The organism is Acinetobacter sp. YH16042 (genome assembly GCF_013417245.1).
GTDB classification, from domain to species: Bacteria; Pseudomonadota; Gammaproteobacteria; order Pseudomonadales; family Moraxellaceae; genus Acinetobacter; species Acinetobacter amyesii.
The window spans coordinates 1-14,287 of record NZ_VPEJ01000021.1 but is presented as its reverse complement, the minus strand read 5'-3'; the positions used below and the strand labels follow the sequence as shown (position 1 = coordinate 14,287).

The 14,287-nt window shown below is 42.0% G+C and carries 12 protein-coding genes and 1 pseudogene; 5 read left to right on the top strand and 8 right to left on the bottom strand.

Features of this window, described 5'->3' with window-relative positions:
- Positions 1-38: 38 nt before the first annotated feature.
- The 4 genes from FTV37_RS13195 to pcaD all read left to right on the top strand — a co-directional run bounded on the left by FTV37_RS13195 (position 39) and on the right by pcaD (position 3,572).
- On the top strand, positions 39-725 hold the full coding sequence (locus FTV37_RS13195) for a 3-oxoacid CoA-transferase subunit A (RefSeq protein ID WP_078193765.1): 687 nt from the start codon (positions 39-41) through the stop codon (positions 723-725).
- Positions 726-744: 19 nt separating this feature from the next.
- Positions 745-1,395, top strand: coding sequence for a 3-oxoacid CoA-transferase subunit B (locus FTV37_RS13190; protein WP_180009434.1), 651 nt, complete (start codon positions 745-747; stop codon positions 1,393-1,395).
- A gap of 124 nt (positions 1,396-1,519) precedes the next feature.
- On the top strand, positions 1,520-2,725 hold the full coding sequence (pcaF, locus tag FTV37_RS13185; protein ID WP_180064067.1) for a 3-oxoadipyl-CoA thiolase: 1,206 nt from the start codon (positions 1,520-1,522) through the stop codon (positions 2,723-2,725).
- 67 nt (positions 2,726-2,792) lie between these two features.
- Complete coding sequence (pcaD, locus tag FTV37_RS13180; protein ID WP_180064066.1) at positions 2,793-3,572, top strand: 3-oxoadipate enol-lactonase; 780 nt, start codon at positions 2,793-2,795, stop codon at positions 3,570-3,572.
- A gap of 83 nt (positions 3,573-3,655) precedes the next feature.
- On the opposite strand, the gene FTV37_RS13175 is transcribed toward pcaD, so the two are convergent.
- The 7 genes from FTV37_RS13175 to FTV37_RS13145 form a co-directional block, all read right to left on the bottom strand.
- On the bottom strand, positions 3,656-5,023 hold the full coding sequence (locus FTV37_RS13175; protein ID WP_180064065.1) for an amidohydrolase family protein: 1,368 nt from the start codon (positions 5,021-5,023) through the stop codon (positions 3,656-3,658).
- Positions 5,024-5,060: 37 nt separating this feature from the next.
- Positions 5,061-5,981 (bottom strand): ABC transporter permease, encoded by a 921-nt coding sequence (locus FTV37_RS13170; RefSeq protein WP_180064064.1) that lies wholly within the window; start codon positions 5,979-5,981, stop codon positions 5,061-5,063.
- Between the two features lie 15 nt (positions 5,982-5,996).
- A complete protein-coding gene (locus FTV37_RS13165) occupies positions 5,997-7,094 on the bottom strand; it encodes an ABC transporter permease (protein WP_180041880.1) in 1,098 nt (365 codons plus the stop codon).
- An 18-nt stretch (positions 7,095-7,112) separates the two neighbouring features.
- A complete protein-coding gene (locus tag FTV37_RS13160) occupies positions 7,113-8,708 on the bottom strand; it encodes an ABC transporter ATP-binding protein (protein WP_180064063.1) in 1,596 nt (531 codons plus the stop codon).
- A gap of 78 nt (positions 8,709-8,786) precedes the next feature.
- The gene (locus tag FTV37_RS13155; protein ID WP_180064062.1) at positions 8,787-9,887 is read right to left on the bottom strand and encodes a BMP family ABC transporter substrate-binding protein; all 1,101 of its coding nucleotides are present in this window, start codon (positions 9,885-9,887) and stop codon (positions 8,787-8,789) included.
- Positions 9,888-10,190: 303 nt separating this feature from the next.
- Positions 10,191-11,180 (bottom strand): isopenicillin N synthase family oxygenase, encoded by a 990-nt coding sequence (locus tag FTV37_RS13150; protein ID WP_180064061.1) that lies wholly within the window; start codon positions 11,178-11,180, stop codon positions 10,191-10,193.
- Positions 11,181-11,255: 75 nt separating this feature from the next.
- Positions 11,256-12,281, bottom strand: a complete 1,026-nt coding sequence (locus FTV37_RS13145) for a BMP family ABC transporter substrate-binding protein (RefSeq protein WP_257224343.1) — start codon at positions 12,279-12,281, stop codon at positions 11,256-11,258.
- A 447-nt stretch (positions 12,282-12,728) separates the two neighbouring features.
- On the opposite strand from FTV37_RS13145, the gene FTV37_RS13140 reads away from it, so the two are divergent.
- The gene (locus FTV37_RS13140) at positions 12,729-14,081 is read left to right on the top strand and encodes an 8-oxoguanine deaminase (protein WP_180064059.1); all 1,353 of its coding nucleotides are present in this window, start codon (positions 12,729-12,731) and stop codon (positions 14,079-14,081) included.
- A 115-nt stretch (positions 14,082-14,196) separates the two neighbouring features.
- Here the strand turns inward: FTV37_RS13140 and FTV37_RS13135 are convergent.
- A pseudogene (locus tag FTV37_RS13135) lies at positions 14,197-14,287 on the bottom strand (IS5/IS1182 family transposase); the annotation flags it as partial.

Here is a 14,287-nt window from a genome sequence, read left to right as displayed (position 1 = left end):
GGTAAATAGTTTTATCGTTCTTGATGAAGGATCGTAGCATGATTGATAAAAGTACCGCTTCCTTAACAGAAGCACTGTCTCAAATTAAGGATGGATCAACCATTATGATCGGCGGCTTCGGTACGGCTGGTCAGCCTGCTGAACTGATTGATGGACTGATAGAACTTGGGATCAAAGACCTAATCATCGTCAATAACAATGCAGGTAATGGTGACTATGGACTGGCTAAATTACTCAAAGCTGGTGCTGTCCGTAAAATGATCTGTTCTTTCCCTCGCCAATCGGACTCTTGGGTGTTCGATGAATTATACCGTGCAGGAAAGATAGAACTTGAGCTTGTACCACAAGGTAACTTGGCTTGCCGTATTCAAGCGGCAGGTATGGGTCTGGGTCCAATTTATACACCAACAGGTTTCGGTACATTGTTGGCAGAAGGCAAACCTACCCTCAATTATGAAGGTAAAGATTTTGTTCTCGAAAATCCAATTAAGGCCGATTTTGCTTTAATCAAAGCACATCAGGGCGACCGCTGGGGGAACTTGGTTTACAACAAATCAGCGCGTAACTTTGGCCCCATTATGGCCATGGCGGCAGATGTGACAATTGCACAAGTTTCTGAAGTTGTTGAACTTGGTGCATTGGACCCAGAGCACATTATTACCCCTGGCATTTTTGTACAACATGTTGTGGCTGTTCAACCTGCACAGCTTGAGCAATCTGCATAAATCACGTGAGGAAAGAACCATGAGCTATACCAAATTAACCCGTGATCAAATTGCAGAACGTGTTGCACAAGATATTCCAGATGGCGCTTATGTCAATTTAGGCATTGGCTTACCCACCAAAATTTCAAATTATTTACCAACGGACAAAGATGTTTTTCTACATTCAGAAAATGGCCTTTTGGCTTTTGGTCCTCCTCCGGCTAAAGGCGAAGAAGACCCTGAATTAATTAATGCAGGAAAAGAGTTTGTCACTATGCAGACGGGTGGCTGCTTTTTTCACCATGGAGACTCTTTTGCCATGATGCGTGGCGGTCATTTAGATATTGCAGTACTAGGCGCTTTTCAGATTGCCCAAAATGGTGACTTAGCAAATTGGCATACTGGCGCGCCTGATGCGATTCCTGCTGTAGGTGGCGCAATGGATTTGGCTGTTGGGGCGAAAAAAGTCTTTATTACTACAGACCATGTGACCAAAAAAGGTGAACCGAAAATTGTCGCTGAATTGTCATACCCTGCGACAGGCCTGCAATGTGTCGATCGTATTTACACAGATCTGTGCGTCATTGATGTGACGGTTGAAGGTTTGAAAGTGATTGAAAAAGTCGAGGGCTTGAGCTTTGACGAATTACAGTCAATGACCGGTGCAAAGCTGATAGATACGACAGCATAAAGCAAAAAGTCCCTCCTTGATTAAAGGAGGGATTTAGGGAGGATTAATTTAAAAATTAACTTCCTGTAAATCCCTCCCAACCTCTCTTTAAAAAGGGGGGAGCTGAGTTTTTAGGATTTATAAAATGAAAAATGCCTATATTATTGATGCAATCCGCACCCCTTTCGGTCGTTATGCGGGCGGTTTAGCAGCAGTGCGTACCGACGACCTAGGTGCCTTACCCATTAAGGCACTGATGCAGCGAAATCCAAGTATTGCTTGGGAGTCTGTTGATGACGTGATTTACGGCTGTGCGAACCAAGCCGGTGAAGATAACCGTAATGTTGCACGAATGTCGTCGCTACTCGCAGGTGTACCTTTTCAAGTTCCTGCTACAACTGTGAACCGACTTTGTGGTTCATCACTTGATGCAATTGCGATGGCAGCCCGTGCAATTAAAGCAAATGAAGCAGACTTAATTATTGCTGGCGGTGTTGAAAGTATGTCCCGTGCGCCCTTTGTTATGGGTAAATCGGAAAGTGCTTATGGACGCAGCCAAAAGATAGAAGACACCACCATGGGTTGGCGTTTTATCAATCCAATCCTCAAACAAATGTATGGCGTGGAAACCATGCCTCAAACCGCTGAAAATGTGGCAGAACAATTCAATATTAACCGTGCTGATCAAGATGCTTTTGCCTTAGAAAGTCAGCGCCGTACAGCTGCTGCACAAGCCAATGGTTTTTTTGAGAAAGAAATCATCCCTGTCGTCATTCCACAGCGTAAAGGCGACCCACTGATAGTTGATACAGATGAGCATCCACGCGGATCGACGACAGCAGAAGGTTTAGCAAAACTCAAACCTGTGGTGAAAGCAGATGGGACGGTAACTGCGGGCAATGCCTCAGGGATCAATGATGGTGCGGCTGCACTACTGATTGCTTCAGATGATGCTGTTAATAGATTTAAGTTAAAGCCACGAGCCAAAATTATTGCAGCAACGGTGGTGGGTGTTGAACCCAAAATCATGGGTTTTGGTCCTGCGCCTGCCATCAAAAAGCTATTAGCTCAAACAGGTCTAAGCCTTGAACAAATGGATGTGATCGAGCTGAATGAAGCTTTTGCGGCTCAAGCTTTAGCGGTTACCCGTGAACTAGGTTTGGAAGATGGCGCTAAACATGTCAATCCAAACGGTGGCGCTATTGCTTTGGGGCATCCATTAGGTGCATCTGGAGCACGTTTAGTCACGACTGCATTAAATCAGCTTGAGGCAATTTCAGGTCAATATGCCCTCTGTTCAATGTGCATTGGTGTCGGTCAAGGCATCGCTTTGATTATTGAACGTGTTTAATCCTCAATAAAAGTCCTCCTTCTCATAGGGGGATTTAGGGGGATTTTTAAAATTAAGGATTCAAAACATGCCTACATTCATATCCAATGATGCTTTGATTAATTACGCAACTTTTGGTGATACCAACAAACCTGCGATTGTCTTTTCTAATTCTTTAGGCACAAAGTTCAGCATGTGGAAGCCTCAGATAGAGGCACTACAGCAGGATTATTTTGTGATTTGTTATGATACACGTGGTCATGGTGCATCTTCTGCCCCTCAAGGGCCTTATAGCCTTGATCAATTGGGTACAGATGTCATCCATTTATTGGATCATTTAAATATTCAACAGGCCATATTTTGTGGAATATCGATGGGTGGTTTAACAGGCCAATGGCTTGCAATACATCATCCTAAACGCTTTAACCATGTCATTATATGCAATACCGCTGCAAAAATTGGGCAAGAATCAGCTTGGAATGAACGTGCACAGTTAGTCCGTCAACAAGGTCTGAAACCAATTGCAGAAACGGCAGCATCACGATGGTTTACAGAACCCTTTATCCAAAGTAACACGGCAACTGTACAATCTTTGAGTAACGACCTCGGAGCTGGCAGCCCAGAAGGTTATGCAAGTTGTTGTGAAGCTTTGGCTAAAGCGGATTTACGCAATGAAATCTCGTCTATTCGCATACCGGTATTGATTATTGCAGGTCAACAAGACCCTGTAACTACAGTTGTAGATGGTCAATTCATGCAAGAACGCATCGCAAATAGCCAATTATTTGAAATTAATGCATCGCATATTTCAAACATTGAACAGCCTGATGCATTTAACCAAGCACTCATCTCTTTTATCAGTGCTTAAATCCTGCATGTTGTTCTTCGATAAAATTTAAAAAACATAAAGCCCAAATTGATTTGGGCTTTATGTTTTATGTGTTGAAAGCTTTAGGTTCTTTGCAACTCATTGACTGCTGCACCGCGTAAACTGAGCCAGTCAGAACGACGTTTAAATAATGCAGGTGCGGCAAAATTAATTTGGTCAATAAATTGTTGTAAGTCTGCATTAAGCAGTTGACCATTTTTGACCAAAACTTTTCCTGCAACCATCGTCATCACGACATCTTGGCCCTGAACCGCATGGACCAAGTTTGTATGTAAATTAAATAAACTGCCTTGGTTTATTAAAGGTGTCATGCGAGGTGTAGCGGTATTTACCACGATTAAATCTGCCTGCTTACCGACTTCGATTGAACCAATTAGCTGTTCAAGTCCTAATGCACGCGCTCCATCTCGTGTCGCCATTTGGCAAACTGACCATGAATCTAAAGCCGCTGCATCTAAATTTGAAAACTTAGCCAATAATGAAGCCGTTTTCATTTCCTCAAATAAATCTAAATTGTTATTTTCCTTTTCACCATCTGTACCTAAACCCACTGCGACGCCTTGTTTGAGCAATTGAGTCACAGGTGCAGCGCCTGAGGCAAGTTTCATATTTGAAATGGGGTTATGTGCGACCCCAACGTGATAATGTTTTAGCAGCTGAATTTCGTCATCATCTAACCATACACAATGTGCCAGCAAGCATTTTGGCACATCGAGCATGCCTAATTTTTCAAGGGTTTGAACAGGCCGCATGCCGTAACGTTTCAGATTTTCCACGACATCAAACTTACTTTCATTACTATGAGTATGAAATCCAGTTTGATAGTCCTGACACATTTTTTGGATACGACCTAAGGCCTGATCTTCTGCATAAAATAAGTGTTCTAGCCCCACCCAGACCTGAATGCGACCTTCTGCTCGCATGTGCCATCGTTGAATCAGCGCTTCATTGCTCTCTAGTGTTTCAAAATAATTATGGTCTGGATGTTCTGCGACATACGGAACCAATACAGCTCGAATCCCTAAGTCTTCGGCTACTTCGGCACTGCCATCCATATAGCGCCACATATCAACAATCGTGGTCGTCCCTGACAGTAGTGCTTCGGCATAGCATAAATAAGAAGCCAATTTTGCATCTTCGGGTAATAACACTCGGTGCATGGGATCAATAAATTGTTGTAACCAGTCCCAAACAGGTAAGCCCTCCGCGGTGCCGCGAAGTAAGCCCGAATGACAATGTGTATTGATTAAACCTGGCATCAACAATCCATCGGGATAATGCTCATGTATCGCATCTGGAAACTGCTTTAAAAGATCTTCTCGCTTCCCAATCGCTTGAATCACTTGGCCGTTGACTAATACTGCCCCATCTTGAATATAGTCTAAGGACGAATTCATGGTTAATACATGGCCTGCACTCAGTAATTTCATTCATTTGCTCCTTTGAACATTGTGTTATCGGCCAAAATTAAGGGCTGAAGGTTTTCCCAAGTGAAGCTGGTAAATTCAGTTTTAGATGTTTTTTATTACGAGAAATAAGCACTAAGACCGCAATCGTTGCCACATATGGAAGTGCAGAAAGCAATTCATTCGGCACATTTAAACCTAATGCTTGAGCATGGAACTGCAGGATCGTCACGCCACCAAATAGATAAGCTCCGAGCATTAAACGGGTAGGTTTCCATGTTGCAAAGACCACCAATGCAATCGCAATCCACCCCCGACCTGCCACCATGTTCTCAATCCACATCGGCGTATAGACTGTTGATAAAAATGCGCCACCTACTCCAGCCATAGCACCACCAAAAAGAACCGCACAGTAGCGAATCGCTAAGACGTTATAGCCCATAGCATGCGCACTTTCTGGTGACTCGCCCACTGCTTTGAGTAGCAGACCAAGGCGAGTTTTTGTGAGTACCCACCAAATAATCACAAAAGCCAACATGGACAAATACACAACATAGTTATGCTGAAATAAAATAGGCCCTAAGACAGGTATTTCACTTAAAAGCGGGATGTCTAAACCCTGTAAGCCGGGCAATGCCATGCTCACGTAGTTTTGTCCTATAAATGCTGAAATTCCGATACCGAAAATTGTGAGTGCTAAACCGCAAGCGGACTGGTTAGTACTTAAAGAGAGGGTAAAAAATGCAAAAATCAGTGCCATCAATGTGCCTGCAAGGCCACCGACCATTAAGGCACTTGCAACACTCGCATCGTACTGTGCAGCGAAGGCAAAGCCAGCGATAGCACCAACCAACATCATACCTTCTACACCGAGGTTTATGACCCCTGTCCGTTCTGCGACTAATTCACCAAGACCTGCAAAAATGAGTGGCGTTGCTGCGGCGATCGTGCCAGCTAAAATGGCTGTAATTTCAATGCTCATACATTTCTCCTCAATCTAAGCCGTAGTCGCTTGACGATCTGTCAGCGTTTTATTTTTTTTCGGTGCAAAACGATAGCGGTTTTCAATCAAGGCATCTGAAGCTAAAAGGAAAAATAACAATAAGCCTTGGAAGATACCTGTAATCGCAACCGGAAGTTGCAGCTGCATTTGTGCCATTTCCCCGCCCAAATAAATCAGTGCCATCAATAAACCTGAAAGAACGATTCCAATTGGGTTTAAACGACCTAAATACGCCACAATAATGGCTGCATAACCATAGCCAGGAGAAATGTTTGGATTTAACTGTCCAATAGGCCCTGCAACTTCACAGATGCCTGCAATCCCCGCCATCAATCCAGATAAACCTAAACTGAGCCAAATGGCCTTTTTAGATGAAAACCCTGCATATTTCGCGGCCAATGGTGCTTGCCCACTTACTTCAAGTTTGTAAGCAGTTAAACTTTTACGGATAAAAATCCCAAATATCACCACGGCAATGATCGTAATGAAAATAGATGCATTGACTCGAGTCCCTTCCCAAATTAAGGGTAATGTCGCAGACTCACTGAACATGACTGATTGTGGAAAATTCATGCCATCAGGATCACGCCACGGCCCATTGACCAGATATAAAAGAACAAATAAGGCCACATAATTCATCATGAGCGTCGTCAGGGTTTCTTCAGCATTAAAGTGCGTTTTGAGTAATGCCGGAATGAGTCCCCACAATGCGCCACCAATTGCCCCCATCAGCACCATGAGCGGCAAAATCCACCACCCCATTTGTTCGTGAAATAAAATTGCGATTCCGCCACCAAAAATAGCGCCCATGGTCAGCTGACCTTCGGCCCCGATGTTGAATAATTTGGCACGAAAACCAATGGCTAAACCCAACGCAATTAAAATCAGGGGTGAAGCTTTAATCGCAAGTTCACTTAAGCTATAGATCGAGGTTAAAGGCTCGATAAAAAAGATATACAGCGCATTGAGCGGATCAACACCTAAGGCTAAAAATAACAGACTGCCCACCACCAACATTGCCAAAAGCGCAATAATCGGAGACAGCCATTTCATCATTTGAGAGGGATGCTCTCTAGGTTCTAATAAATGCATGGATTTATCCTTTCATTGCTAGGCATGTGCCTGATTCAGAGACATTTCTGTAGAGTTTGAAGTATTGGAAATACCCGACATCAATAGACCAATTTGCTCGGCATTGGTATCCGTGGTTTTCATCGGTTTTGACAATTGCCCTGCGGCAAGTACACAAATTCTGTCGCTAATCTCAAACAGTTCTTCTAATTCTTCAGAGATCACCAATATTGCAACCCCTTGTCGTGATAGATCGATCAGGGTTTGTCGAATAAACATCGCTGCGCCTACATCAACGCCCCATGTTGGTTGCGATACAATCAGCACTTTGGGGTTTTGTAGAATTTCACGTCCGACAATGAATTTCTGTAAATTCCCACCCGAAAGTGACCGAGCTTCAGCATCAGCACCTGAAGCTTTGACGCCAAACTTTTCAATACACTGCTCTGCAAAGGCTCGCATTTTTGTAAAATTGATTAGACCCCAATCGGTTAATTCTTTACGAAAAGCGGTTAATAAACCGTTTTGTGACAGTGTCATATTTGGAACAGCACCTCGGCCCAAACGCTCTTCTGGTACAAAGCCCAACCCTTGATCACGGCGCAGTCCTGCACTTTGCAGAGAAATATCGACACCTTGAAAAACAATGCTGCCTTTTTTTGAAACTTGCTCACCTGAAAGTAAGGACAGTAGTTCCGCTTGACCATTGCCCGAAATACCTGCAATTCCTAAAATTTCACCGCCATACAAATCCAGTTGGATATGTTTAAGCGATACTCCAAATGGATCTTCGGATTCGTAATTCAAATCATCAACAGAGAAAAGCTGTTCTTTTTGACCTGAAAAATCCACATGCTGGTAGGTTGGCAAATCTCGACCAATCATTAAACGAGCTAAGTCACTGGTTGACTGATTTTTTGGATAGACATGTCCTGTCACCAGACCGTTTCTTAAAATCGTCGCTTCATCACAAAGTTCTTTAATTTCATGCAATTTATGACTGATATATAAAATAGATACGCCTTGAGAAGCGAGTAATTTCAAGGTCTTAAATAATTGTTTGACCGCCTGAGGTGTGAGTACCGATGTTGGCTCATCTAAAATGATTAAAGACGGATTTTGTAATAAACAGCGAATAATTTCGACGCGTTGACGTTCACCCACCGACAAAGAAAAGACTTCACGACGCGGGTCTACTCGTAATCCATATTGTTCAGACACGGCAACGATACGTTCATGCAATTGTTTTAAATCTACTTTTTCATCGAGTCCCAACAGAATATTTTCAGCAACGGTTAAGGTTTCAAATAGTGAAAAGTGCTGATAGACCATACCAATACCCAGCTTTCTTGCAGCTGATGGGCTATCAATATTGACCTCTTTGCCATTCCAAATGACTTGGCCTTCATCTGCACGTGTTGCCCCATAAATGATCTTCATCAGGGTACTTTTACCCGCACCGTTTTCTCCCAAAATGGCGTGGATTGCACCGGGCTGAACCGTTAAATGAATTTGATGATTGGCTTTGAGTGAGTTATAGCTCTTGCAAATATTAATGAGCTCAAGACGAGGAATGACATTTTTATGCTCAGCTCGATCGAATGGGTTTGCAGGTTCTTGTTGAAATGCATTCATAACTTAAGCTCTCTTCAACGTAAATTTATAGGACCAAAAGTGAGATGCACTTTTGGTCACAGCTTGTATGTTTCAAAATTATTTAGGTAAAACCCCTTCTACGCCCTTCACGTAATAATTCATTTTGTTAAGATCTGCATCAGTCATGTTTTTACCTTGAGCGAGCGCTAAACTGCCATCTTGTTTATATACAGGGCCTGCAAATGGATGTAATTTTCCAGTTTGAATTGCTGCTTGTACGCCTAAGGCTTTTTGCTTAACAGCAGGTGCTAAAAATGGTGCAAAGGCTTCAATTTTGACCGCATCTTGTTTCACGCCGTACCAGATTGCACTTGGTTTCCATGTTTTATTTGCAACTTGCTGCATGACTGGGGTATAGATTTTTTCCCAGTGCAACACTGAAGCCGCCAATTGTGCTTTAGGTCCAAACTTGCTCATATCTGAGTCCCAACCAAAGGCATATACGCCTTTTTGTTGTGCTGCTTGCACCACGGCTGGAGAATCCGTGTTTTGCATCAACACATCAGCTTTTTGAGAAATCAATGCTAGAGCTGCATCACGTTCTTTACCTGGGTTAAACCATGAATTGACCCAAATCACTTTGGTTTTAATTTTAGGATTGACGCTTTGTGCGCCACGTGTGTAAGCATTGATATTGCGTATAACTTCTGGAATTGGAAATGAACCAACGACACCTAAGATGTTGCTTTTCGTTTGCTGTCCTGCAACCACGCCAAGCATGTATGCACCTTCATAAGTACGTACGTCATAAACCCCTAGATTTTTGCCCTGTTTATAGCCTGTCGCATGCATAAAGACGGTATTTGGAAATTGTTTTGCCACTTTTTCCATTTGGTTCATATAACCAAAAGACGTCCCAAATATGACTTTATTGCCTTGTTGCGCTAAGTTTCGGATCACACGTTCGGCATCGGCGGTTTCAGGGACATTTTCAATATGTGTGGTTGTATATTTTCCAGCTAAGGCCTTTTGAGCTTTAATGCGCCCCTGATCATGTGAATAGGTCCATCCATGATCACTAGTTGGGCCAATGTATACAAAGGCTGCTTTATCTGCGGCGTGTAGCTGAGTCATCAAGCCTGCACCACAGAGACCTGCTGCGCTAAATACCAGTGCCATTTTTTTTAAACGGGTTACAAAGCTTTTCTGTTGCATCATTTCATTCCACCTAAAATATTAAAACTTGATCTAATTTATAAAAAACTAAAATTATTCTGCATAAATGCGATTTTCTGTTTATAGTTAGCAAATATCGTTCCAATATTTATTTTAAAATAAAAATATATTTTAAATAAAATTGCACGATTAAAACAAAGGTGAATTTATATATAAATCGAATCCATGAAATTTATTTAAAAGAGTATTATTTAATAACAAATCGATTTTATATTGATCATAAAAAAAGCCCTATCGGGCTGAACGAAGGGCTATAAAAGGAAACCAAGAAATTAGAATGAGAGATTAAGTGATTTTTTCCAATACAGATTGTTCTTCAAGACTTAAATCATAAGCCTGCTGATACATTTGTTCCATGTGTTCACCTGCCGTACAGGGTGCATAACGGTAAATTTCACCATCTTTCACCGTTCCTGGTAAGGCATTGATTGGCGTCATGTAATTCGGTCCATAAAAAAATGGAATCGAATACCGAGACTGACCTTTTGAAAATAAATTTCTAACACGATGTGGATTTGATTTGTACAAGTCATTACTCCAACGTGGGATCAGATCGCCTAAATTGACAATAAATGTATCTTTGATCGGTGGCGCTGCAACCCATGTCCCATCTGGTAAACAAACTTCCAGTCCGCCACATTCATCTTGCGCTAAAATTGTGATAGATCCCCAATCAGTATGTGCTCCAACGCCAAAGCTATATTCATCTGCACCGACAGGATGCGGTGGATAACAGAGCATTTTTAGGGTAATCATGGGGTCGATACAACAGTCATCAAAATAGCTTTCATCTAAAGACAAGGACAGTGCTAAGAGTTGCATAATGCGCTGTGCTAGGCCATTTAGCTGTGTTATATACTCCTGACAAAACTGTTCCATTTCAGGTACTTCAGCACTCGGCCATTGATTAATGCCATAACCCTGATATTTGGCTAAAACATAGGGATGATCTGTAGGGTAATTTTTAGCACAGTAGAAACCTTCCTTAATATCTGGCTTTGCGCTGTAGTCTGACTTTTGCGCTGCAAGCTGTTCAAAGCCCAGATGGCTATCATTCAAACTTTGATCATATTTAAGTTTGGTTCCCAATGGCAATGCAAAGATTTTAGCTGCCAATTCAAACTGACGTTGAATCAACGCAGATGATATTCCATGATTTTTTACATAGAAAAAACCTGAACTGGTTGCTGCCGCTCTTAACTTTTCTACTACATCCGAGATATTGGCTGAGGAAGGCGTCAATGCCTGCGCTAAATCAATTACGGGAATACTCATAATCACTCGACCTATGTAGAGCAAGTTGCCTCTCTTGCAACTTGCAATTTTTAAAATGTAGTGTTTATCAAATTTTTATTTAGGCAGTGACCCATCTACACCTTTGACATAGTAGTTCATTTTAGACAAATCGATATCCGTCAATGTTTTGCCTTTTGCGACCAGTAGACTGCCATCTTGTTTATAAATCGGTCCTGTAAATGGATGTAATGCCCCAGCACGTAATGAATCACGAACTGCAATGGCTTTGGTTTTCATTGCAGCCGTCGTTTCTGGGCCAAAATTTTCAATATTTACAGCACTTTGTTTTACGCCATATTTGATCGCCGAAGGCTTCCATGTATTTGCCGCGACTTGTTTCATCACAGGTTCATAGATTTTTTCCCAATGTAGCACTGCCGCTGCAAGGTGTGCTTTCGGTCCAAATTTACTCATATCTGAGTTCCAGCCAAATGCATACACCCCTTTTTGTTGTGCGGCTTGTACTACAGCAGGTGAATCGGTATTTTGCATCAACACATCTGCTTTTTGAGCGATTAATGCCAATGCTGCTTCACGTTCCTTACCCGGGTTAAACCATGTATTGGCCCAAATTACTTTGGTTTTGACCTTCGGGTTTACACTCTGCGCGCCCAAGGTATAGGCATTGATGTTTCGAACGACTTCGGGAATTGGAAATGACGCGACAACACCAATGGTATTGGTATTGGTTTTTTGCCCCGCAACCACACCAAGCATATAAGCACCTTCATAAGTTCGAAGTTCATACACACCTAAATTTTTCCCTTGTTTATAACCAGTTGCGTGCATAAAGACTGTTTTAGGAAATTGTTTCGCAACTTTTTCCATCGAGTTCATATAACCAAAGGATGTACCGAAAATGACTTTGTTGCCTTGTTGTGCCAAGTTACGGATAACACGCTCTGCATCGGCAGTTTCAGGTACATTTTCGATATACGTGGTTTTATATTTTCCAGCTAAAGCTTTGTCTGCCTTGATGCGCCCTTGTTCATGTGAATATGACCATCCGTGGTCACTGGTTGGACCCAAATATACAAAAGCGGCCTTTTCCGCTGCATAAGATTGACTCAAACCCAGCATACCAACTGTCGAGAAGACTAAAATCGTTTTGACCAATGCTTTTAATTTAAAAATCATTCTATTTCCCCACAGTGTTTAAAATATATTTGATGCGATACAATTTAAAATGAAGGATATATTTTAAAATAATTGTTTTGATTATAAATAGCATTATTTTCTAAATTTAATAATCACATATTTATAATACAAAGGTCCTCAACACTTATTGATGTTCGCCATGCAATAAATAAGTTGCTTTAGCTGTTTGGTCTATTGCTAAGTTTTTGAAGATTCTTTCTAAAAATTAGAACAGGAAAAACTACTCTTAAATAAATACATGCTTCTTATAAAAAAATTATAGGTATTCAACCTAAATATTGCTGAAATCAGCTTTAAGTTGCATTTTTTTAAATTTCAGTGGTATGGAAATTGCTCAAAATCCATTATTTCTTTGATCAGGATTTTGTTATGACTATAGTATGGATAAAAAATCCGCTTGCGGTATTTACTGCCAATGATCAGGACGCTCGTGGTGGTGTACTGATTTCTCAAGGAAAAATTATTGAGCTGGTTGGGCTAAATGCGCTGCCCCGTCAAGCTTATGACGAAATATTTGATGCAAAAGATTTGGTTATGCTCCCAGGTCTGATCAATAGCCATCATCATTTTTACCAAACCCTGACACGTGCGTGGGCACCCGTGGTCAATGCACCATTATTTCCATGGCTAAAAACTTTGTACCCAATTTGGGCAAAATTAAACCCAGAACAATTACACTTGGCGACTCAAGTGGCTTTAGCAGAATTATTACTGTCAGGATGTACCTTTGCTGCGGATCATCATTATTTATTTCCAAATCAACTAAACCGTGCCATCGATGTACAAGTCAATGCAGCACAAGACTTAGGTATACGAGTGATGCTTACTCGTGGTTCGATGAGTTTAGGTGAAGATGCCGGCGGTCTTCCTCCGCAGCATACCGTTCAAGACATGGACATCATTTTAAAAGACTCTGAACGTTTAGTATCGAAATATCATCAACGGCAGGAAGACGCCATGGTGAATATTGCCCTTGCTCCTTGCTCGCCTTTTTCAGTGACACAAGACATCATGCGTGAAAGTGCCAAACTTGCAGCAGCACTGGATGTGCGTTTACACACCCATTTGGCAGAGACCATAGATGAAGAACATTTCTGCCTTCAGAACTTCGGCATGCGCACCGTCGACTATCTGGAAAGTGTGGGTTGGCTAAATGAACGTACGTGGTTGGCACATGGCATTCATTTTAATACCGAAGAAATTCGACGTTTAGGTCAAGCCAAAGTAGGCATTTGTCATTGCCCGCATTCCAATATGCGCTTGGCTTCTGGTATCTGTCCAACACTCGATTTAATCCAAGCAGGAAGCAAAATTGGTTTAGGCGTAGATGGCTCAGCATCAGGTGATGCATCAAACCTACTCCTTGAAGCGCGTCAGGCCATGTACTTGCAGCGCTTAAAATATGGCGCAGAAAAGATTACACCTGAACTTGCCTTGCGCTGGGCAACACATGGCTCTGCACAGCTGTTGGGGCGTGAGCAACACCTAGGACAACTTGCTGAAGGTTTCCAAGCTGATTTTGCATTTTACCGATTAGATGACATACGTTTTTCAGGCTCACATGATCCGATCGCGGCTTTGCTACTCTGTGGTGCTGACCGTGCTGAACATGTCATGGTCAAAGGCGATTGGGTCGTCAAAAATCAAAGCTTGGTTAATGTTGATGTCGATGAACTTCAGGCCAAACACCGTGTAGTAGCAAAAGCCTTGCTTGCGGCATGATCAAAAAGACCGAAGTATTGGAGTCCTTCGGTCTAAACTGTTAATTTTGGCGATACTTTTAATGCCCAAATATTAGTGCTTAGGGTGTGTTGACATTTACAGCCGATAAATTGAGCTAAAGAGGCAACCATATAAATATACAAGCTAAAGCAACAGCGCTTTGATAGTTACGTTTTAGCTTATCGTATCTTGTGGCAATTCCTCTA